Source organism: Metabacillus sp. B2-18 (genome assembly GCF_021117275.1).
Lineage (GTDB): Bacteria > Bacillota > Bacilli > Bacillales > Bacillaceae > Metabacillus.
In genome coordinates this window covers 4,752,350-4,774,054 of sequence record NZ_CP088245.1, presented here as the reverse complement: position 1 = coordinate 4,774,054, position 21,705 = coordinate 4,752,350, and the positions used below count along the sequence as shown (strand labels likewise).

Below are 21,705 nucleotides of genomic sequence, written 5' to 3'. Positions count from 1 at the left end.
AGGATTATGTAAGGTAGCCGTGAATTTTGCGTAAGGTTTGCCCGGTATAGTTAAGACATAAGAAAGAGGTGCATAAGGATGGAACCATTACTAGTCGTACGAAATGTAGAAAAAATTTATGGAAATAGCGCAAATACCTTTAAGGCGCTTGAAAATATATCATTTGAGATTGATCATGGAGAATTTGTAGGTGTCATGGGGCCTTCAGGAGCAGGTAAATCAACATTGCTTAATGTGCTTGCAACCATCGATTCACCGACAAATGGAGATATTTTAATCAGTAATGACAATATTGCCAAGATGAAGGAAGAGGCGCTTTCAGATTTTCGTAGGGATCACCTTGGATTTATCTTCCAGGATTATAACCTGTTGGATTCATTAACTGTACGTGAAAATATTCTTCTTCCGCTAGCAATTTCAAAGAAACCGGCTGCTGAGATTCAAGAACGTGTAGACACAATTGCCCGTACATTCGGTATTTCAAATTTACTCGAAAAATACCCATATCAGATCTCTGGCGGTCAAAAGCAGCGCACAGCTGCGAGCCGTGCGCTCGTCTCTAATCCAAAGCTTATTTTTGCTGATGAACCTACAGGGGCATTGGATTCGAAATCAGCCACCGACTTGCTGGAGAGTCTAAGCAAATTGAATGTTGAGCATGAAACAACAATCATGATGGTGACGCATGATGCATACGCTGCCAGCTTCTGCCGTCGAATTTTATTTATTAAGGATGGCCAATTGTCGCAGGAAATATTCCGCGGAACAAACACACGCAAGGAATTTTTCCAAATGATATTAGATGAACTGGCACGAATAGGCGGTGATGTGCATGACGTTATTTGATTTAGCGCTGAAGAATATTCGCCGCAACATGAAAAACTATTCGCTTTACATCGGTTCGACCATTTTTTCAATTATTATTTACTTCACTTTTGTGACTTTGAAATATAGTGAAGACATTAGTGCATTAGCAGAAACATCAAAACGTATCAGCGGCATCATGAGCGCTTCCTCCTTCGTATTAATGATATTTGTGGCGATTTTCATTGCTTATTCTAATTCTTTCTTTATGAAAAAAAGGAAAAAGGAAGTCGCACTTTATTCGCTTCTAGGTGTGCGCAAACGGTCGATCGGCTTTATGCTGTTTTTTGAAAACATGGTGATCGGGCTGTTTTCACTAGTAGTTGGCGTTGCGCTTGGTTTTTTATTGTCGCGCGTATTGCTGACTATTTTAATGAAATTGATGGGGCTAGATATCGTGATAGGATTCGCATTTTCAATGGATGCGGTTATCCATACATTTATTGTATTTGTCATCATTTTCTTATTTACCTCCATCCAAGGATATCGCGTCATTTATCAATTTAAGCTAATCGATTTATTTCATGCCGAGAAAAAAGGAGAGGAATTGCCAAAGGCACGCATCATTTCAGCTATTTTAGGTTTGGTCACTTTGGTAGCGGCTTACTGGATGGCATTGCAGGATTTAACGACTTCAGTCATTTGGCGCATGCTCAGTTTGGCGACGCCAATCGTCATTATTGCCTTAACAGTCATTGGCTCTGCACTCATATTTAATAGCGTGCTCGTCTATGTGTTATCAGTCATGAAAAAAAATAAGCGCTGGGCTTGGAAAGGGCTTAACTTAATGATTTCCTCGCAACTGCTGTACCGCATTAGGGGCAATGCGAAAACCTTAACGATCATTGCCACTTTGAGTGCGACGACTATTACAGCAGGCGGAGCCGTATTTGGGCTTTACTATAATGCAGATAAAAATGTACAAGCCTATACACCATATACATTTATGTGGGAAGGCGCTCCGCAGGAAATGAATCCAACTATAGTTGAGAACGCTGAAGCTGTCCATAGCAAGACGGTTCGAATGGAACAAGGCACGTATGAAAGGGAATATGCAGTCATTAATCAATCAACATTTGAAAAATTGGCAAGAAACCTCGATTGGTCAAATATACAAGTAGCACAAGACGGGGAAGTTTTATTGATCGATGCATTTTATGATGAACGCTGGTCGCAAAAAATAGACTCAGTTATGATTGAGGGTGCAGAATACGCGGTGGCAAAATTATATGACAAAGCTGTATTCAATACATCCACGGTTGGTTCAAGTGCCCTCGTTGTCACAGATCAGCTATACAGTGAAATCACTGCAGATGAAAAAATATACCAAGCTGTGCAAGTAAAGGATTATAAAAACCAATTGGCATTATCAAAGGAATTAGCAGCTAAAACCGAAAATTTCTCGAGTGCAACAGAAGACTATCAGGCTTCCATTGAAGCATCAGGTGCGCTGTTATTCGTCGGCAGCTTTTTAGGACTCGTTTTTCTCGTAGCAACCGGCAGCATCATTTTCTTTAAAATGATGACAGAAGCAGAAGAAGATAAGGGCAAATACGCCGTGCTATATAAAATTGGCGTATCAAAACGAGAAATGAAGCAGACAATCCGCAGTCAAGTAGGGATGATATTTGCGGCGCCGCTAGGATTGGGCCTTCTTCATGGAGCAGTGGCATTAACAGCCTTCTCGCATTTATTGATGATGAATTTGCTCATGCCAGTGCTTATATGGATGCTTGCTTATACGTTAATTTACACCATTTATTATTTCATCACAGTACGAAGCTTTAACAAAACAGTTCAATAAGGTGATATGGAGGGTTAAATATGAAAAAAGCTTTAGGGTTACTAGGCGTGTTATTAGTGGGTGTCATTGTTATTTTTGCAACAGTGGACTTTAATAGATTTGGGAAAGACAAAGCATATGTGCACATTACGGAAGCGGCTTCAGTGAAAGAAGAAAAATTAGATTCTGGCGAAATTTTGAAGCGGTACTGGTATAAGCTTCCTGCATATAGAGAAAATGGCGATATGACAGAAGTTGAATTTTCTGCAGCAAAAGAACTGCGCAAAGATGCCTATTTAATGATGTATATAAAGGACGGTAATGAAGTCACTTCTTATGATGAAGTGCAGCTAAATGAAATTCCGCAAAAAGCAAAAGAGAAGTTGGAAGGATAAGCGAAAAGCGCTGAGCAGCCATTCGTGCGCAAAGGGGCTTAGATTCAAAACTTCATTGAGTATGCCATCGGAAAGCTAAATAAAAAGATTAAAGTTTTAATTTGAGAGCGAGTAAAAGAACGCAGGCCCGCCTAACTTCCTATGAAGAAGCTTTTATCTATTATAACGCAGGGACCACATTTGGATACGTCACGGAGAACCGTATCACAAATAGTGGTAAAACAAAGGGTATATGTAATAATAAATAAGGAGTGGTTAGATTTAATTTAGGAATTAATCTATCTCATTGATAGTTAACGATTTGCTTACCACATGTTGTACGACCAAATGAATTGTTATCTTTATCAATAGTGCCATTCATTGTAAATGGGTGATTTTAGGCATATAATAAGTTAACATCAAGTAAATCAACTAGGAGTAGTTTTATGACACCAACAAAATCAACTATTTATATTCTCATTATCTTTGGTATTTTAGGCGTTATTCTATTATCCTATTTTCTTTTAAAGGGTGATGATGACCTTTTAAATAAAAATAACGAAAGTAGCAAGGAAACGGACCACTCTGTGTATCCCGGTGTTGATATTATTACCGAAATAACAGATGAAATGACACACAATATAGCCATTCATTACCCGAAATTTTATGATCAAACTTTGAATAAAAAAATTAGTGAGTATGTAATGAAATCCGAAAAGGAATTTATAAGCGAGGTAAAGAAAAACACGGAATTTCTTAAGGAATATCCTGCCACATTGTATATTTTTTTTGATATCCATCGAATTGCTAAAGATACTTATTCCATTGTCTTCAATAAGGAAAGTTTTGTTTCCGGAGCAAATGGGATTCAAAGTTCAAAAGTGTTTCTAGTAGATATTAATAACAATAACTTTATACAACAAACAGAAATATTAATTGACAATGAGCAGAATAGGAATAAAATTTACCATTTATTACTTAATGAGTTTGAACAATCAGAGGAATATAGTTTATATTTTTTTAAGGATCAATTAAAGAAGTGGGTTGAAGATGAGAACAATAAATTTCAAAATATGTTTCTCACCAATAAGTCTGTTGTCTTTAAATTTGATAAATACGTAGTTACAGCAGGTGCTGCAGGTTCACCAGAAATCTCCATACCACTTAATAAAATGAGAGATTTAATAACAGATGAATGGAAAAAAAGAATGGACCTTGAGGACAATGAAGTACCGGAACTACCGGAAAAGCCGGAACCGAGTGATGAAAATGATTTAGATAAAGATTCGGATAAGGACACTCCAGCAAGTGGTAAGCACGTTGCTCTAACGTTCGATGATGGACCACACCCTACTAATACATTAGAGATTCTCCAACTACTAGATGAGTATAATGCTAAAGCCACCTTTTTTATGCTAGGAAACAGGGTTGATTTCTATCCTGATATTGCCAAAATGATTGCAGAAAAAGGTCATGAATTAGGGAATCATACGTGGAGTCACAAGAATTTAACTTCCCTTGGACTAGAAGAAATTAAAGAGGAAGTCCAAGCAACGAATGAGGTAATACAAAATGCAACTGGGAAACAACCTACTGTTTTCCGGCCTCCATATGGCGCCTTTAATGATCTAGTACGGGAGGCAATCGGCATACCTCCGGCTTTATGGACAATTGACACATTGGATTGGAAATCACACGATCCTAATGAGGTTTTAAGCATAGTTAAGGAGAACGTCAAAGATGGATCTGTAATTTTAATGCACGATATTCATAAATCGACTGTCGAAGCAGTAGAATTGGTATTGAAATTTTTAGATGAAGAAGGGTATGAATTTGTGACAGTTTCTGAAATAAATTTACATTAGAAATACTTACTACCTATAATTGGTGAACCGTACCATAAGTAAATGAGGATTTAATCAATGTACCCCATTCAGTTATCATTCTACCTCATACTGTGAAAAGTTTTCGAAAGTCTAATGTATGTATATTTAAACCACAATTTATCTAGTGCGTTAAAAACATAGAATAAAACATAAGAGGGGTGGGTATAATTATCTAATCTAAGTAAACAGGCATATAGGATGGGAAAGGTGTGAAGGTGAAGGGCATGTTAAACAAGAAAGTGCTTATCAGTTCAACAATATTTGCTGTACTGCTTCTACTTTCCATATTATGGTGTAAAGGAGTGAACTTAAACAGAGGGCTAAAATCACCCCTCCCTGTAACAGAGGGTCCCCTGGCGGAAGCTTTCCATTTAGGAGATATGGAGAGAAAGGAAAAAATGCCACCTTTAAAATTTTCGAGTGATGAATTTCAAGCTGGAATGAATATACTCATCTATGGACACCCCGATATGTTGGAAGCAAGGAATGTATTTGAACACTTGCGAAGTTTGGGCATCAATAGTGTGGCAATTAACTTCCCTTTCTACCAATCAGATTGGCAGGCAAACGAGGTCTTCACCAGTCCCGAACATACACCAACTAATACAGAACTTCGACAGATTATAAATATAGCTCATGATAGCGGGTTGAGTGTCACAATCAGACCAATTATGGATGAACAAGTTTTTATACCATCCGGCAGATGGAGAGGACAGATAAAACCAAGCGATCCTGATAGTTGGTTTGAAAGCTACCAGGCATTATTACTCGAGTACGCAGTTTTGGCTGAATCGACCAATGCAAAAGCATTAAATATTGGCACAGAGTTGACTTCAATGCAACATAATAATCAGGATAAATGGATAGAACTCATTGAAAATGTGCGACATATTTATAAGGGGGAGTTACTGTATTCATTTAACTATGATGTCATTCAGGAAATTTCTTCTATTGAGTTTGTTAGATTGCTCGATCATATTGGTGTAGATGCATATTTTACATTAGATTTACCAGATAATGCATCGGCAGACATGTTGCAGGAGGAATGGACGAAGCGGATAAATCATTTGGACAAAACTTTATCGCAATTTTCCATTATCGTAACCGAAGTAGGGGTTCTTCCTATTGGTGGTGCATACCGAACTCCTTATGCATGGAGTATACCTGATGGGACTTATGATCCTCAGGTACAAGTAGATTATTATGAAGCGACATACCATACTTGGAAGCCACGGTCTTATGGAATTTATTGGTGGGTTGTAACATTAGGCGAAGATTCTAATAAAGTTAGTTTCTCTCCTCTAGGAAAACCAACGGAAGAAGTAATTAAGAAGTTTTTTATTAGAGATGCTCCACATGATTAAAATGATAATAAAAGGAACAATGGCTTTCTATTAATAACAATTTATTTTCTTGGTAAATTTACAAAAACATCCGATTCTATCATCTTAACCAACTTAACATATGAAAACAGGCTGAGACCATTACCGAAAAATGGCTCAGCCTTTTTTTTTTTTCGTAAAAAATGGAATTTCCTTATCTTTGCCTCATAAGATTCTTTTAGTAGTGATTTTCTTCCCGCTCAACATATAACGAATTGCAATTTGTCTTAAACGCTACTTTTTATCTAGATTACCAGTTTATCTAGAAAGGAGGTAACCATCATAGCTTCGCTTAATGTACGGAGGAAATTTGAATAATCTTTACATAGGTAATGAGTAGATGAATAAGACGATTATGTGGTTGAAGCAGGGCTTAATTATTAGCAAAAAACCATTGCTTTGTTCAGCTTATGGGGGAGGTTATTGAAAAGCAGCATGGGTAAACAAACACGAATTTCAAAATGGTGGAAAAAATTATTCTTCCTTATTTGCGTAACTCTCTTTACCCTACAACCATTAATTTCAACAGCAGTTGCAAAAGGTGAGGATGAGCCAAAGGTATTAGTTATTTATACAACCAAGGATGGGGAAATAAATGAGCAGCACCGTTATTTAGATATGTTAATCGGTCACTTTGCATCAGATATACGTTTCATAAGCAGCGATGAAGTAGAACAAAATGACTTAATATCGGTGACCCACCTATTTTACTATGGTCAATTTTCTACCAAGCTACCACCTAAGTTTCTAACGATATTGGATGATTATGATGGGGCCTTTGTTGCAATTGGTTACAACTCAGATATGCTCGGAGATCAATTTGATTTTTTGATGCCAAAACATGAGGTTCTCATCGATCAAATTTCTTTAACAAGCTCTAATGGCAGTTTGGATATTAGCTTATCGAATGTAGTCCATTTTGATACAGATGACGAATCAGAAATTTTAATTAACGGGCGCATGAAGGATGAAGGTGTCGATTATCCTGTGATGGTAAAAGCAGAAAGAAATTATTATTATGCATTCGATTCATTCGATTCGACACAAGCAATCCTGTTTGCTGAAATGCTTCATGTTGTTTTCGAAGTGGATCACGAGGAGAAATACTCTGGTTATATTCGGTTGGAAGATGTTCATCCCTTAGTCGATCCGAAACCGCTTAGAGAAATTGCAGAAATTTTGAAAGAAAAAAATATACCCTATATGGTTGCGGTGATACCGATTTATACTAATCAAAGTACAGGAAGGCGAATGACCTTTGCCGATTCTCCGCAACTTTTGAAAGTATTGAAACAGATACAGAAGGATGGAGGAAGCATCGTCCTTCACGGTTATACACATCAGTTCAGAACCTCAGAAACAGGGGAAGGTTTTGAATTTTGTGATGCAGAGAATAACAGGCCTATCTATGCACCGGAAGATCAGAAACTTACGTTGAAAGATGAACAAGACTTTTCATCCAAGAAGGAATATAAAAAATATATCAGCGAGTTAAAAGCATATGAAAGAGAATATACCGAAACAAAAATAAATAAAGGTATTGATGAGTTGGTTAAATATGGGTTGTATCCCTTAGCTTTTGAAGCACCTCACTATACGATGTCCCAACATGGTTATCAGATTTTATCGGAGTATTTTTCCACCTATGTAGGGCAAGTCCAGCTCAGTGACAAGGATTGGAGAATCATAGACACATCTCCATACATTACATCCCCGTCTTTTTTACATGGAATGGAATTGCTGCCCGAGACCATGGGATACGTTCGACCAGATGATCCGGAGTCTGTTCATAAGATGATGGAAAATACGGACAGAATGGGACTCATACGTGACGGGATGTTTGCTGCTTTCTATCATCCCTACTTGGGAGTCGAGAGATTTCAAGAACTAATAGCAGAACTTGAAGAATTGCCTAACGTTTCATGGATCGATCTAAGAGAGAGGGATATATGGGTTAAAGGAGAAAATGTCTCTATTCAGACGGAGAATGGTGAAATCATTACAGAAGTTAATTACTTAAAAGTCATCTTTTCTTCTCTAGATGCTCCTCTTTATTATTTAGGTCGATTTGTTGGTTATATATCTTTTGGGATTGTTTTTGTAGGATCCGTTGCAGTTTGTATGTTTATAGTGTTCACTATCCGCTTAAAGAGAAGAAATAAACAAACAGAAGGGGGAGTATGATGGCAGATTTATTAATATATATTTCCCTTTTCTGGATATGGCTCATGCTGTTTTATCATGCTTTCCTGATGTTAGGGGGATACTTCCACTTATTAAGATACCGAGAATTTAAAGAGAAGCTTCATCTTTCACCGGCAAATTATCCAAAGGTCAGTATTCTCATTCCTGCGCATAATGAAGAAATCGTCATTGAAGAGACGATTAAATCCATGATCCGACTTGATTATCCAAAAGAAAAACTTGAATTGCTTTTGATCAACGATAATTCCAGTGACCAAACCGGTACCATCATTGACAGGTACGCAAAGGAATACTCTTTTATCCGAGCTGTCCATACGAAACCCCCACATGCGGGTAAAGGAAAATCAGGAGCATTAAATCAAGGGTTCAAGAATTCGACAGGGGAAATTATTGCTGTATATGATGCTGATAATACTCCAGAACCTGAAGCATTACGTAACCTGGCTTTGGGATTAATGGCAGATGAAAAAGCAGGTGCTATCGTTGGCAAGTTCCGTGTCGTGAATGCAAATAAAAATATACTGACCCGTTTAATTAATATAGAAACATTGACGTTTCAATGGCTTGCTCAGGCTGGGCGCTGGTTTTGGTTCAAAATGACCACCATCCCTGGAACCAACTTTGCGATTCGGCGGTCGATATTGGAGGAGCTTGGAGGTTGGGATGAAAAGGCGTTATCTGAGGATACGGAATTAAGTATCAGGGTTTACAATCTAGGATATTACATTCGCTTTTTCCCTGAAGCAATTACGTGGGAACAGGAGCCAGAGAATATCCGTGTATGGTGGAGACAAAGGACGAGGTGGGCAAGAGGAAATGAATATGTTATCTTGAAATATTTATTTCAGCTTCACAAACTGAAGAATAAAAAAGTAGTGATTGATATCTTTTATTTTTTGTTTACGTACTTCCTATTCTTTACGGGGGTCTTCATTTCCCACATTATTTTTGTAGTTAACCTTGTACATGATCTAGAATTATCCATTGGAATGATATCCTATGCATTATGGATTACCGGCTTTCTGCTTTTTGTTACAGAGATTTGTTTGGCTTTAAGTATGGAACAGAACCAGCTTACATTGAAAAACTTCCTTATTGTGTTATTGATGTACTTTACGTATTCTCAAATGTGGATTTTTCTAGTAGTTCATGCCTCATTCCTCGAATTGAAACGGCTGTTGCTCAAGCAGGAAATTAAATGGGATAAGACACAGCGGTTTAAACAGTCGGAAGGCAGGGATGATTCTGCATAATTGTGTGAAGAAGGAGGCGGTCCGATGCTTAAAGTTATGCCTATTATAGGAACAAGACCCGAAGGAATTAAAATGGCTCCCCTTATAAGAGCACTTAAGGAAGAAAAAGAGATTCAATGCGTTTTCGTTAACACGGCACAGCACAGAGAAATGCTTGATCAAGTTCTGAAACTATTTAAAATCTCACCTGATTATGATCTTGATGTCATGCAGGCAGGAAGAAGCGTCGAAGACTTAACAGGTATAATGATATCGGAATTATCCGCTATTATAGAGACGGAAAGGCCTGATTTAGTCCTTGTACATGGGGATACAACGACAACATTCGTTGGTGCTTATACTGCCTTCCTGAAACAAGTACCCATTGGTCATATAGAGGCAGGTTTACGTACAAATAATAAGTATTCCCCTTTTCCTGAAGAGATGAACCGTCAAATGGTAAGCCGCCTAGCTAGTTACCATTTCGCACCTACGGAAAGAAATAAAGCGCATCTCTTAAAGGAAAATATAGAGGATGATACCATCTATGTGGTGGGAAATACCGTTATCGATGCACTTCTCGAGGTAGCATCCAGAACCAATCATTTTAATCAGGAATTACGCTCAATTTTTTCAAATTCCCTGCAGACTATTCTTCTGACAACGCACAGAAGGGAAAATCTACATGAACTGCAAAATATTTACCTGGCTGTTAATCGTCTTATTAAGGATCATCCAAACATACAAGTCGTCTTTCCTATCCATAAAAATCCAAAAGTACGTGAAAAGGTGTATGATCACTTTCAACAAACGGACCGTGTTCATTTGATTGAACCGCTGGATTATGAAACTTTTGTTCATGTAATTAAGCATTCATATTTAGTTATCACGGATTCTGGAGGTATTCAGGAGGAGGCTCCATCATTAGGGAAACCAGTGTTAGTGGCAAGAAATACAACGGAACGTCCTGAAGGCGTGGAAGTAGGGACTTTACGATTAGTCGGTACTTCGGCTGATGCCATTTATAATGAATGCAGCAAGTTGATTCTCAATCCTTTCGAATATCAAAGAATGAAGGAGATAAGATACCCATTTGGAGAAGGCAATAGCTCAAACAAAATAATAGAGATAATAAGTAAGATATTCCCTGAGAAAATGAATAAGGACTGTTTATAGAACAAATCAGGGTTAAGTCCATGGTGAGGAAGTGAGAAGTAATTTGGGGCCATCTTTCACAGAAGCATTTATTTATAAGTGGCTAAAGAATAAGAATGGGATGTTTGCTACCAATATAAAGGATTCAGATGTGATGGATGAAGATGAGGTGAAAGGAAGAGAGACTCTTTCAGAAACATTAGGGTTGTGGATGGAGTATGTACTGCTAAAGGGAAGCCAAAAACTTTTTGAAGATGCCTATCAGCAGTTAAATCAATACTTTTTATTGAGGGATGGTTTTGTTCACTGGAAGTTAAACGAAGCGGGAAGGAGTATGGAATCTACCAATGCGTTAGTTGATGATCTGCGAATTATTCGTACCTTGGTTCAGGCAAGTGATATATGGAATGAGCCGAAATATAAAAGGGTTGCCGGCCGTATCAGTAAATACGTTACGAAATATAATCAGTTTAAAAATGTATTAACCGATTATTATGATCGGCATTATCAATATGCAACAACTACAATTACATTATCGTATATCGATCCCATTGCTTTGCAAATAATGAGACAGTCCAAGTGCATACAACACGGAATGTACCAAGATACGATGAACATATTGAATGCAGCTCCTTTAGATGGGTCATTTTATCCGAAATCATATGATGTCGAAACGAAACAATATAATTACGAGGAACAGGTTAATTTAATTGACCAATCATTGGTGGCCTTATATCGGGCACAGAGCAATATGACAACTCACACATTTCTTGACTATATTAAGCAAGAAATAGAGGAGAAGGGAGTCATCTATGGAAAGTATGATCGTCAGAGCAGAAAGCCTGTTGTTGACTACCAGTCCCCAGCAATCTACGGATGGCTGATACTTTATTGTCTGGAAATGGATGAAGAGGAATGTGCGGAAATCTTTTATAGAAAGATGAAAGAATTTCGATTGACTCATTCTCAATATAAAGGAGGTTATTGTGTTTATCAGGGCGATACACACATTTTTGATAACATAGTCCCAATGCTTGCAGAACAAAAATTATATCATTCTGGTATCTTAGAAGGATAAGCAATGAGTGTTTTAATGCCTGAAGAGTGAAAATCCAGATTAACCGGGGAGAACCGTACCAAAAGTAGTTTTTGAATTATGCAACAATTGGGCGCGATTGTTCAATATCACAACTTAATAATAAGCTGAAAATATGCAAGTTTTTATAAGGCAGGGAATCCAATTGTCGTAATTTCTTTCGCTACAGAAACCCTAAACCGTACATTGCGAAACTGGAATGATAGTGTGCTTTTGCCTTTGTAGTAATAGAGGAAAATAAACACACTCACAATCCCTTGATATACAATAGTTGCAATTCCTACACCTAAAACGCCAAGTCCTAATCCAAAATCAAAGATGAAAATGGGGTCTAAAATCAAGTTTATTATGGCAGGGATAATGGTTGCTTTCATAGCAAACGTTGAATTTCCTTCTGAACGTAAAAGGCTATTTGTTGCCATTGAGAATCCGATAAATAGAAACCCTAATAGAATAGGAAGCATATAGTCATAGGCGTAATCCATTATATTTTCTGTGGCTCCAAATAATAAGAGGATGTCTTCTAAGAGGAAAATACCTAAGATCAAGCTAATAAAACTGATGATCAGGATTAGAAAAATGAATGTTCCAAAAACCATATTTGCATCTTCATCTCTTTTTTCTCCTAACCGTCTTGATATGATAGAAGCTGTACCGATACCAACAGCACTTGATAATGTCATGACAATCATCATGACTGGAAATGCTACAGTCAATCCTGCAACCGCATCTACACCTTCTGCATATGAGATGAAGAAGATATCAACGACATTAAATAATGCCATAACAAATAGGCCGACCATCGTGGGAATCGATAAATTCCATAACAACTTCGATGGCTTTTCTGTCCTAAGTTTCTCACTCGAATTTAAAGTTTGGTTATTACGTTTCAATTTTTATTCTCCTTATCAGACTGGTCGTCAAGCTTTGCCTAACGACCAGTCCGTTTCATTACATTTCGCTAGCAAGCATATGAGCAGCTGTTTCGTGCATCTCTTGAAGGCCTGAGATTTCAGCAAATTCAGCTATAGTGATGCCGCTTGTTGTTAGAAGTTCTACAATATGCTCATCCATTCTTGACCATGTTTTTCCACCGGCGTTGTCATAAGCGTCGATTAACTTTGTTAGTCCATCACTCCCAAAAAGGAGGTGATGGGCCATGAAATCGACAGATACATCTGCAACTCCAACTTCTGTCCAGTCAATTAAGCCAGTTACTTGATGTTTTTTATTAATGAGGATATGACCTGGATGTAAGTCGCCGTGTTTTACCCCTACATGGGAGGGCCAAAGCGAGTCTTCGGCAAGCCATGCTTGCCAGCGGTCCCATAAAGTTGGATTAATCTCGTATTGTTTCTTTACCCGTTCCATTCGCTGTTTCATGGAAGTTCTTAACTCACTGGCAGGAAGAATTTCAACGCCAATATGTTTGAATTCTACGTGAGGCAATGAGTGTAAATCTGCTAGGGCTTTTCCTAATGATTGATAATACGCAGGTGGGACATTGGATTCATCAAAACTCCATACATAGTTCTGTTGCTCCACGTCAATCGTCGCTGCAGGAATGCCACTTAGTTGCTTATAAGCAATTAAATCTTCAGAGAAGATAGACCAATCTGGAACTTGAAAGCTTGCATGGTGGTGAATGATATCTAATGCTTTTTTCTCTTGGCGTGCATGTCTCATGGACTCTGGTCTCCGTGGAATTCTTAGGATCCATTTATCATCATGTGGATCTTTGGCGTAGGCTACTTGAAAGTCAACACCAGACTCATTGATTTTGATGCTGTTTTCTACAATATCCAATCCTTTATTCGTTGCTAATTGTTTAAGTTTAAGTGTATTCATGTTTATTTCCTCCAAATGTTCATTCTAATAAATTTGTTTGATTCTTTTTTCTTGTATTTCATATCTATGATCTGCCAAACGTTTGACAAACTCACGGTCATGGCTAACCAATAAAACGGTTCCTTCATAATTGAGCAGAAACGTCTCGAGTGCTTTCATGCTATGAATATCTAAAAAGTTTGTTGGTTCGTCTAATATGAGTACATTATAAGAGCCAAGAAACAGTTGGCAAAGTTTTAATCTTATAGCCTCACCGCCACTTAACTGAGAGGTTTCTTTTTTTAGATCGTTTCCTGTAAAGTTCATCGCATGCAAAACAGCAAGGATTTTGCTTGGTTCGTAGTGGCTGTTTTCTTTCATAAATTCTAGAACTGTTTTATCCTTACTAAATTGATAATCAAGTTGTTGATACACACCAAAAACGACTTTAGGAGAGAGTGTAATGCCTTCTCCGTCATGAAGGATATGGTTTAATAACGTTGATTTTCCAGACCCATTTGAGCCAGTAATCGCAATGGTTTTGCCCAACGGGAACTGAAAGCTTGCATGGTCAAACAGTAGTGTATCCTTCATTTTAATGGTTAGTCGGTCTGCCATGATCGGAAACTTATTATGCAATTGAAGCAGTTTGGGTTGATGAAAGCGAATCGTCTTTTCCGTTTCTATCGCTTTTACCTCATCTAATTGTTCTACTCGTTTTTCTAATGCTTTTGCCGCTCGCTGAACCGACTTTTGACTAGTATCTTTTTGTTTAGTCATAAACATGCGGTTTGCAGGTGTATTTACTTCTTTTTTTGACATAGACTGGTTTGCTTGGGTGATTTTCTTTGCTTTTTTCATTTTTTCATCTGCAGCAGATAACAGCCTTTGTTTTTCCTTTACATATTTTTCATGTCGTTCTTGTTGTTGGATACGTTCAAGTTCTTTTTGACGTTCATAATCAGAATAGTTACCTGTATATTCAATGATTTCGCCCTCATTTACTTCCCAGATCTTAGTCACGAGCTGATCAAGTAGGAAACGGTCGTGACTAACCAAAATGAGAGCTCCATAGTAGTACATTAATTCCTCGATCAAAAAATCAACGCCCTTTGTATCAAGGTGAGTAGTCGGTTCGTCAATAAGCAGCCCTTCATGATAAGTAGAAAATAGCTGAGCTAGCTTCAACCGAGTTTGTTCTCCACCACTCATTTGTGTGGCATGACGATCTGGTACGTTTAATTGGCCAAGTAATTTAAAATCGGATGCTTGATAATTAGGGGACTCGGTTTGTTTAAAATACCCAAAATCAATCAAACGGTTTACATGTCCTTTATTAGGTTGGAGATCTTGGTGTAAAAGCTGTAATAATGTGCTTTTTCCACTGCCGTTTTTCCCAACGACACCAATTCGATCAAATTGATGGACTTTCAGGTTATGAATCGTGAGAATGGTTCGGTCCAAAAATGAAACTTCTATATCTTTCAATTCCAAAACTAGTTTTTGCATTATTACACTCCCTTTTTTATGGAATTTAAAGGGATGTAATCATAAAAAAACCACAGACAGGCTACTGTCTGTGGTAAAGAGTAAACGAGGTATAGCAAAATTGACGTCTTCCTTCGTAAGAGCGAAAAAAAACATACGAAAAAAAGACAGATGAATATCTGCCTTTCTTCACGTCAAAAGTGTATACTTCTCCGTCGAAGATTATTAAAAATGTGCAGACTACTCCCGTTTACTCTGTTTTATGAAAACAGAGCCTTTGAACATATTAAGTTACCTATTGTTCAAAGTTTGCTGGCGTAATCTTCCTGATGGCATCATTTTTAATAAACCTCCTTTTCTTAATATAACGTATACTATACATTTACTTTTGATTATTGTCAATAAAACCTGAGAAAACAGCTCTTTTTACTGTGTAGTACAAGGATACTATGCATTAAAATTATTATTATTTACACGAATGCGATTCCATGGGGGGAGTGGTGACTTTGATGGCGAAGAACCCCCCTAGGGGGAGTCAAATCCCTACACCTTTTAATATAACGACCGCGCCCCAGTCACACGCGAAAAATCGCATAATTCGATAGGGGGGGTACCCCTAAACCGCCAAAATAAAGCCACATAGCCTTGTAAACCTTGATAGTAAAGGGTTTACGGGTTATGTGGCTATTATTTGGTCGAAAGTTTACTGATATCAAGGAATTGAGGGAAGCTACGGAAGATGCGAGGAAAAGAGGGGTGGTTGGATCAGACTATACGGTCATTCGGGAAGTAGAATTAAGTGACCAAGAGTTTCAGAAGTTTTGCAGTGATTTTCTAGAGGAGCAGCCTTGGATAGAAAAAAACGATGGCGGGAGCAATGTAGCCGGGGAACTTCGCTGCATCAGAGTTAGAAATGTGGAAACTGGTGAGCGGATATTAGTCAACACAGAAGGGTATGAATATCCACGTTACACTGCCATAGAAGAATAAAAGTCATTGATATGGCGGGTCTAAGGGCTCGCCTTTTAAAATTTCTTCTTCAACTACCGAGGTTTGGTTAGTACAATAGGAATTAGTGAAGGTAGTAAAACAATAATTAAACCAGTTTTCATACTAAGAACCAACGAATAAAGGGGAAAATAAATGACTTATTCAAATGGTACGTTTAACTTAACAGCAACAAAATTAGCATATTGGCATAGAAACGTTATACATACTGATAAAAATTGTTTTGTTTGCGAGGAAGATTTTGAAGGGATTGCTGAATATTTAACTAATGCTGGACTAGAAGTGCTTGAACAGGGGAGTAATTTTTTAAGAATTGCAGCTGTCACTGGTTATCGAGATGAATTCGGTGGGAGAACAGATGAAACAGATTTTCTTTATAATTTAATTACTGCTACTAGCGAAGAAGAGAGAAAAAAGATTATTAAGGAAAGACCCCATTTCGATAAATTTAATCCAAAATCTGAAAAGACAAAATGGGCGGCTTCGGAAGAGCAAATAAAGTATCTTCAGCAGTTACACAAAAAGGTCTACGGGAAGGAACTTGATATAACTGAAGAAGAAGACCGTTTTACAATATCAAGCAAGATTGCTGAACATTTAAAGCTAATAGAAAAGGAACAAATAAGCAATTCAAAGAAAATCAAACAAAGTTTTAACCGATGGTTGAATGGAAATCTTTATCGGTATTTGCAGGAAAATCACTATCCCTTTATCACATTTGAAGAAATGACAGATGATTTCTTTAAAATGCTACATGATGTAATAAAAAAAGTAAGCAAATCTGAAGACACAATATGGGTTAAAAGCAATTACGATCCCACACCTATCGAGTTGAAAAAAAGTATAGAGAGCGAAATGAAAAAACTACAGAGAAAGAAGCCAAGCGAAAAACAGATTGGTCTTTTCTTGAAATTATGTGAACAATTATCAATTGATGAAAGTATTCCAGATAATTACTTACTTCTGTCAAAAAAACTCGCAGATTACTCTCAAAAAGCTTATAACTTAAAACCGGCTACTGAAAAACAAATCACTACTATTAAAAGATTATGGAAAAATTATTTTAATGAAGATATCGAATTAACAAATGCTACACAAATTGATATACAGAAATACTTCAAAGAAATAGAGAATAAAAAGATAAGCCAATGATGGGAAATTAGTTAAATAGACTGCAAGGGGCGTTAGTGCAAGAAGGGATCATCTTTTGATGGTCTCTTTTTTCGTACACAAATAACTTGCTATTCTGTGGCTTCAGAGTGATATATGGTGTAACCAAAAAACGAAAGGATGATAAGGAATGGAATTCAAAATCACTTATGAAGTCAAAGGACAGCGAAGAAAGGAACTGGTGCAGGCAATCAGTGAGTTCTTAAACACCATACCTAAATATAAGGGTGTTCCGACATGTGCTTATGAAATCGGAGGCTTGGTGGTTGACCGGGAAGGGGCGGTAATTCTGAATGACAGCATGACCCCCGCAGAGGTTGACCGCATGGTAGCGGTACTTGAGGGACAAGGGTTTCAGCCCACAAATTACGGTGAAAGTGCCTTTGACGGCATTGAGGTAGCCATGCCAAGAGAAATGTTCACAGACAAGGCAATCGAGAACCTGCACAAGATCGTAAATGCCAAAGGAGAACTCATCAGCAAGGCCGTCGGCACCATGGACTTGAGAATCATCGAAAACGATGTAAAAGTAAAGTTTCCATGGTTTCCTAGAACAGAGGACAGCGAGGAAGTGGCCCATTACACACAGTTCACCGACGCCTTATGCAAAATGGCCATCGAGAGAAACCGAGTGGCATCCACGCCGAGGAAAAGTGAGAATGAGAAGTATGATTTCAGATGCTTCCTATTAAGGCTAGGGTTTATCGGGGATGAATACAAGGCGCTTAGAAAGTTCCTGCTACGAAACTTAACGGGTAATGCTGCCTTTAAGCATGGAAGACCTAAAAAGGATGAAAACTAAAAAGAAGCGGGTAGGAGTGTGGACATTAACGTCTTCTCCTGCCCGCTTTATTTCTATTATCCCAGCTGAAGTAGTTTAATAGAATCTGGAATGATTAGTTTGGCATCCAATCTCTCAAATGCCGCAAAGCCAATCTGGCCTTCCAAAATGTATTTCTCATTTAACACCTTCACCGTAAGCGGCTGACGCTCAATAACCCAATAGTAGTTGAAATCACCGAAGGCAATGGCTTTTTCGCCGCTCTCGATGCCCGGCATATAAGGTGAATAGACGACCGGCTTTCCTAGAATGGTGTTATCTGCATGATTCCACAGATAGTTTCCGTTTGTATCTTTCAGCGTTCGAAGGTAAAGAGCGGTTTCATCGTTCATAACCCATACCGCACTTTTACGGTAGTGTTTATCAAGTGAGAAGTACAACTTGATCACTTCATCATAGGTGATGGCATCGGTACCTGCCGCCGTTACGCCGACTTGTGCGCCTTCTGTGGGGTGCAAAATGCCAGTAGGAGCATCCATGCCATCCCCGTTAATAAAGGCGTTTTCTTCCTCTCTACCAAACCTGCGGGCAAATTCGTTCTTCAAATAGTTCTCCAAATCGAACTTGTTGTCGCTGACAAAGGATTGTTTTAGCCTTGTCAAACTTGCTAGTTTATAAGACTCTAAAGCGAACTGTGTAACCGTGTCGGCACTTTCTGGGATAGCGATGTTTTCACCTACCCATGCAGCTATTCCGGTAAAAGTAACCGCATGAATCTTCCCTTCTGTTGATGTGGTCTTAACCACAGTTGCAATTCTTCTAAACAGATTTTCCTTTTCAAGGGCTGTCGTGTAGCTGTCAATGAATTCATCTGGGGCAGGATAGCTACCTGTGCTATCAGCCATGTCCCTTACAGTCGGATAGGCCTCTTGACCTCTCATTGTGTTCCAGAATGCTTTGTTATAAGTAGTTTGATTTGTCATTTTGTTTCCTCCTAATTTTTATGATTTTTAAGCCAGTTACGGGAAATGCAATAATGGATCACTTCATTCAGTGTTTGAAAATAATAGCCGGAGCCTTGGTATTGGATGCACCAATGAGCTTTAGCATCTGACCGTTTATCTCTCATCACCACAACGGGATGCGAGTTGCCCAGTGGGATGATGTGAAACACTTCAAAGTTTTCTAAGTCCAGATTTTTCAGTAGATGTTTTGGTAGTTTATCGATTTCTTCCATAGTCTTCACCTCCCATTCCATAAATTTGGTGACAGTTTTATAAATTTAGTGACTGTTAGGTACAGTTGTGTGAATGAACTGTACTCTCTGAAACCCTTTCATACCAAGGGGTTTATGGGTTTTGGTGACAAAAGTGACAGTTTTCTTAACTCTCTTCTTATATATACTGTTTTTTAATTTATTTTTATTTGTATCCTTAGAAGTTAAAAAGAACTGTCACTCTGTCACTAACCTTTCTTAAAGTGTTGATATTACTTGGTTTTGTCAGAATAATATTGTGGAATTACTGTCATTAAAACTGTCATCTAACATTCATCTTTGTCACTAATTAGATGAGAGAAGCGGCAACTCATCGTAGCCATAGGCGCTTTGATAAGTGATTTTTGCCTCATCCGTTAAGGTATAGCTACGGTAGAAAGTACCGCCTTTGCCCCTGCGAACGGTCATATCTGCAAAAGTAGTGTCAAGATACTCTGCCAATTCATCACGGAACTCTTTTGCGGTCTTGGCATAGCCATGATTGTTATCAACGCACCAAGCCTTATACACCTTGTAGACTCGACCGGTAGTGCAACTGTCTTTGATTTTTTCAAAGGGTCGTGTCTGCATACATTCATTAAAGAAAGCAATGATTGTATTGTTATCTGCCATATACATAGCTCTGGCATTTTCCACACACTGTGGTTCTGTGAAAGTGTATCCATTCTTTATGACTTGCTTGAGTGCCATGATGGTTTTATAAACAATGCCATCACGCTCAGCATACATTTTATCTAGCAGGCGCTTATCCTGTTTGTCCTTTGGAATGACATTGTTGCAGTTGACCTGCATGATGCGGTCATACACCCACTTCCCATCATCGCCACCAAATTTAGGTAGGCGATTCATACAGAACCAGAAGAGTCCTTTGTAGATGAACTCAAATCCGTTTTGTCCTTTGAACTCTGCAAAGATGCTATCCCCACCGGTACATTGTTTGAAGATGCGAAGTTCACCAACGGTCAAGAAACTCATATCGGAGCTACCTGCAAGTCGCTTATTGTAGAGATTACCGGTGCCAAACCGGGACTCTATCTCTTTTAGATCAATCCCGATGAAGTTGCCACTTCCAAGTAACCGTTCTGTCAGGATCTTTAGCTGTGACTTCCCAGTATCGCCTTTGCCGACCATGAAGAGTGATTTCTTCATGCGATGGCCTTTTACATTGGAGAGAGTCGCTCCCATAAACTCCAGAAGCAGATTCTCCACTTCCGCATCACTGTTGGTGAGATCAGTCATGAACTGATCAAAGACCGGTGTGGGTTTAGGTGCTCCCAGCCAATCACAAGGAATCTGAATGGTACTTAACACATTAGGGCTGTGGGGTAGTAGCTTCATATCAGAAAGCCTAAGAATGCCATTTTGGAAATTGATGATATCCTCATCGGCATTCAGCTCCTCATGGGTTTTGAATTTCAAATCTGTGGTGATCTGTCCAAAGACCTCGTTCACATCTCGCATCTGCAAGATACTTTCATCAAAGGCAGTAATGTAATTCTTGATGATGCCTTTTAGCATTTCATCCGCATAAAGTCGGTAACATCCATCCTCGTAGACATATCGTAAAACTCCGCCTTTGGCACTATCACGAACGAAGATGTAATGAAGGTTCTCCCGGACGTAACTTGCCAGCAAAGGACAGTTGACCTTCATGCGTTTGGAGCGCTCATCGTAATAGATGTAAGAGGGTCTGTCTTTGCTGCCTGTATAGAACTGGTCATGACAGCCTTCAATGGCTTTTTCCATAGTCGATGTGCGGTAATCATCACGATCCCATTTCTCCCGGTATAGCTTGGATTGTCTAAACAGACTGTCTATTTGTTCGATATCTCCGCCGGTGTAGAAAGCTAGGATATTACAAAGTGCTTGGTCAGCTTCTGAAGGGCTGCCATAACCAGAAATGTCACCTTTGTCAAAAAGAGCTATAAATTTCTCGCTATTCTTGGCTTTTCTGGCGGTGACGATAATATCGAAATTGTTATTAACTGTGAAACCAACATTCTCAGATTCTATGAAACTACTTTTTTTCATGTATCTGTTCAAGAAGGTGAGCGCTTCATTGGTTCTATTCATTAAAGGCTGATCGCTAATCGCATTTCCTGTAAAAGTAAGGTAGCGACTAGTTAGTCCGCCGATGTAAATTTCCATCTGGTTGTGTGGGTTCTTGCTGTAGTAATC

Annotated in this window: 18 protein-coding genes; 12 read left to right on the top strand and 6 right to left on the bottom strand. The window is 38.5% G+C overall.

Annotated elements, in window-relative coordinates; translation table 11 throughout:
- Positions 1-78: 78 nt before the first annotated feature.
- The 9 genes from LPC09_RS23885 (at position 79) to LPC09_RS23845 (ending at position 11,959) form a co-directional block, all read left to right on the top strand.
- Positions 79-846: an ABC transporter ATP-binding protein gene (locus tag LPC09_RS23885; protein ID WP_231308604.1), complete on the top strand. Its 768-nt coding sequence runs from the start codon at positions 79-81 to the stop codon at positions 844-846.
- Positions 833-2,668 carry an FtsX-like permease family protein gene (locus tag LPC09_RS23880; RefSeq protein WP_231308603.1) on the top strand — a complete coding sequence of 612 codons (1,836 nt, stop codon included), beginning with the start codon at positions 833-835 and terminating at the stop codon, positions 2,666-2,668. Before LPC09_RS23885 ends, LPC09_RS23880 begins: the two co-directional genes overlap by 14 nt.
- 20 nt (positions 2,669-2,688) lie before the next feature.
- A complete protein-coding gene (locus LPC09_RS23875; RefSeq protein WP_231308602.1) occupies positions 2,689-3,042 on the top strand; it encodes a YxeA family protein in 354 nt (117 codons plus the stop codon).
- 425 nt (positions 3,043-3,467) lie between these two features.
- On the top strand, positions 3,468-4,886 hold the full coding sequence (locus LPC09_RS23870; protein WP_098799512.1) for a polysaccharide deacetylase family protein: 1,419 nt from the start codon (positions 3,468-3,470) through the stop codon (positions 4,884-4,886).
- A 230-nt stretch (positions 4,887-5,116) separates the two neighbouring features.
- Positions 5,117-6,271 carry a glycoside hydrolase family 113 gene (locus LPC09_RS23865; RefSeq protein ID WP_231308601.1) on the top strand — a complete coding sequence of 385 codons (1,155 nt, stop codon included), beginning with the start codon at positions 5,117-5,119 and terminating at the stop codon, positions 6,269-6,271.
- Between the two features lie 441 nt (positions 6,272-6,712).
- Positions 6,713-8,473: a DUF2334 domain-containing protein gene (locus tag LPC09_RS23860; protein WP_231308600.1), complete on the top strand. Its 1,761-nt coding sequence runs from the start codon at positions 6,713-6,715 to the stop codon at positions 8,471-8,473.
- Positions 8,473-9,747, top strand: a complete 1,275-nt coding sequence (locus LPC09_RS23855) for a glycosyltransferase family 2 protein (protein ID WP_231308599.1) — start codon at positions 8,473-8,475, stop codon at positions 9,745-9,747. The genes LPC09_RS23860 and LPC09_RS23855 overlap by 1 nt, the downstream gene beginning before the upstream one ends.
- 24 nt (positions 9,748-9,771) lie before the next feature.
- The gene (gene wecB / locus LPC09_RS23850) at positions 9,772-10,902 is read left to right on the top strand and encodes a non-hydrolyzing UDP-N-acetylglucosamine 2-epimerase (RefSeq protein ID WP_231308598.1); all 1,131 of its coding nucleotides are present in this window, start codon (positions 9,772-9,774) and stop codon (positions 10,900-10,902) included.
- 43 nt (positions 10,903-10,945) lie between these two features.
- On the top strand, positions 10,946-11,959 hold the full coding sequence (locus tag LPC09_RS23845) for a transcriptional regulator (protein ID WP_231308597.1): 1,014 nt from the start codon (positions 10,946-10,948) through the stop codon (positions 11,957-11,959).
- Between the two features lie 143 nt (positions 11,960-12,102).
- Here LPC09_RS23845 and LPC09_RS23840 read toward each other — a convergent pair whose 3' ends face one another.
- Genes LPC09_RS23840 through LPC09_RS23830 form a run of 3 tightly spaced genes read right to left on the bottom strand, consistent with a single transcriptional unit; the run spans position 12,103 to position 15,313 of the window.
- On the bottom strand, positions 12,103-12,870 hold the full coding sequence (locus tag LPC09_RS23840) for an MATE family efflux transporter (protein WP_231308596.1): 768 nt from the start codon (positions 12,868-12,870) through the stop codon (positions 12,103-12,105).
- A gap of 58 nt (positions 12,871-12,928) precedes the next feature.
- Positions 12,929-13,825, bottom strand: a complete 897-nt coding sequence (locus LPC09_RS23835) for a macrolide 2'-phosphotransferase (RefSeq protein WP_231308595.1) — start codon at positions 13,823-13,825, stop codon at positions 12,929-12,931.
- Positions 13,826-13,849: 24 nt separating this feature from the next.
- Positions 13,850-15,313: an Msr family ABC-F type ribosomal protection protein gene (locus LPC09_RS23830; protein WP_231308594.1), complete on the bottom strand. Its 1,464-nt coding sequence runs from the start codon at positions 15,311-15,313 to the stop codon at positions 13,850-13,852.
- A gap of 657 nt (positions 15,314-15,970) precedes the next feature.
- Here LPC09_RS23830 and LPC09_RS23825 point away from each other — a divergent pair.
- The 3 genes from LPC09_RS23825 to LPC09_RS23815 all read left to right on the top strand — a co-directional run bounded on the left by LPC09_RS23825 (position 15,971) and on the right by LPC09_RS23815 (position 18,272).
- The gene (locus LPC09_RS23825; protein ID WP_231308593.1) at positions 15,971-16,282 is read left to right on the top strand and encodes a hypothetical protein; all 312 of its coding nucleotides are present in this window, start codon (positions 15,971-15,973) and stop codon (positions 16,280-16,282) included.
- Positions 16,283-16,435: 153 nt separating this feature from the next.
- Positions 16,436-17,452, top strand: a complete 1,017-nt coding sequence (locus tag LPC09_RS23820) for a hypothetical protein (RefSeq protein WP_231308592.1) — start codon at positions 16,436-16,438, stop codon at positions 17,450-17,452.
- A gap of 148 nt (positions 17,453-17,600) precedes the next feature.
- Positions 17,601-18,272 carry a virulence protein gene (locus tag LPC09_RS23815; RefSeq protein ID WP_231308591.1) on the top strand — a complete coding sequence of 224 codons (672 nt, stop codon included), beginning with the start codon at positions 17,601-17,603 and terminating at the stop codon, positions 18,270-18,272.
- 56 nt (positions 18,273-18,328) lie between these two features.
- Here LPC09_RS23815 and LPC09_RS23810 read toward each other — a convergent pair whose 3' ends face one another.
- The 3 genes from LPC09_RS23810 to LPC09_RS23800 form a co-directional block, all read right to left on the bottom strand.
- A complete protein-coding gene (locus LPC09_RS23810; protein WP_231308590.1) occupies positions 18,329-19,234 on the bottom strand; it encodes a phage major capsid protein in 906 nt (301 codons plus the stop codon).
- Positions 19,235-19,245: 11 nt separating this feature from the next.
- Positions 19,246-19,488 carry a hypothetical protein gene (locus LPC09_RS23805; protein WP_231308589.1) on the bottom strand — a complete coding sequence of 81 codons (243 nt, stop codon included), beginning with the start codon at positions 19,486-19,488 and terminating at the stop codon, positions 19,246-19,248.
- A gap of 324 nt (positions 19,489-19,812) precedes the next feature.
- Entirely contained in the window at positions 19,813-21,675 is a 1,863-nt protein-coding gene (locus LPC09_RS23800) for a DNA primase family protein (protein ID WP_231308588.1), read from the bottom strand.
- Positions 21,676-21,705 lie beyond the last annotated feature (30 nt).

Excerpts from the sequence above, each read along its gene's own strand:
- LPC09_RS23885 (WP_231308604.1), top strand. The coding sequence starts at position 79 with ATGGAACCATTACTAGTCGTACGAAATGTAGAAAAAATTTATGGAAAT.
- LPC09_RS23880 (WP_231308603.1), top strand. The coding sequence starts at position 833 with ATGACGTTATTTGATTTAGCGCTGAAGAATATTCGCCGCAACATGAAA.
- LPC09_RS23875 (WP_231308602.1), top strand. The coding sequence starts at position 2,689 with ATGAAAAAAGCTTTAGGGTTACTAGGCGTGTTATTAGTGGGTGTCATT.
- LPC09_RS23870 (WP_098799512.1), top strand. The coding sequence starts at position 3,468 with ATGACACCAACAAAATCAACTATTTATATTCTCATTATCTTTGGTATT.
- LPC09_RS23855 (WP_231308599.1), top strand. The coding sequence starts at position 8,473 with ATGGCAGATTTATTAATATATATTTCCCTTTTCTGGATATGGCTCATG.
- wecB (WP_231308598.1), top strand. The coding sequence starts at position 9,772 with ATGCTTAAAGTTATGCCTATTATAGGAACAAGACCCGAAGGAATTAAA.
- LPC09_RS23835 (WP_231308595.1), bottom strand. The coding sequence starts at position 13,825 with ATGAATACACTTAAACTTAAACAATTAGCAACGAATAAAGGATTGGAT.
- LPC09_RS23830 (WP_231308594.1), bottom strand. The coding sequence starts at position 15,313 with ATGCAAAAACTAGTTTTGGAATTGAAAGATATAGAAGTTTCATTTTTG.
- LPC09_RS23825 (WP_231308593.1), top strand. The coding sequence starts at position 15,971 with ATGTGGCTATTATTTGGTCGAAAGTTTACTGATATCAAGGAATTGAGG.
- LPC09_RS23820 (WP_231308592.1), top strand. The coding sequence starts at position 16,436 with ATGACTTATTCAAATGGTACGTTTAACTTAACAGCAACAAAATTAGCA.
- LPC09_RS23815 (WP_231308591.1), top strand. The coding sequence starts at position 17,601 with ATGGAATTCAAAATCACTTATGAAGTCAAAGGACAGCGAAGAAAGGAA.
- LPC09_RS23810 (WP_231308590.1), bottom strand. The coding sequence starts at position 19,234 with ATGACAAATCAAACTACTTATAACAAAGCATTCTGGAACACAATGAGA.
- LPC09_RS23805 (WP_231308589.1), bottom strand. The coding sequence starts at position 19,488 with ATGGAAGAAATCGATAAACTACCAAAACATCTACTGAAAAATCTGGAC.
- LPC09_RS23800 (WP_231308588.1), bottom strand. The coding sequence starts at position 21,675 with ATGGAAATTTACATCGGCGGACTAACTAGTCGCTACCTTACTTTTACA.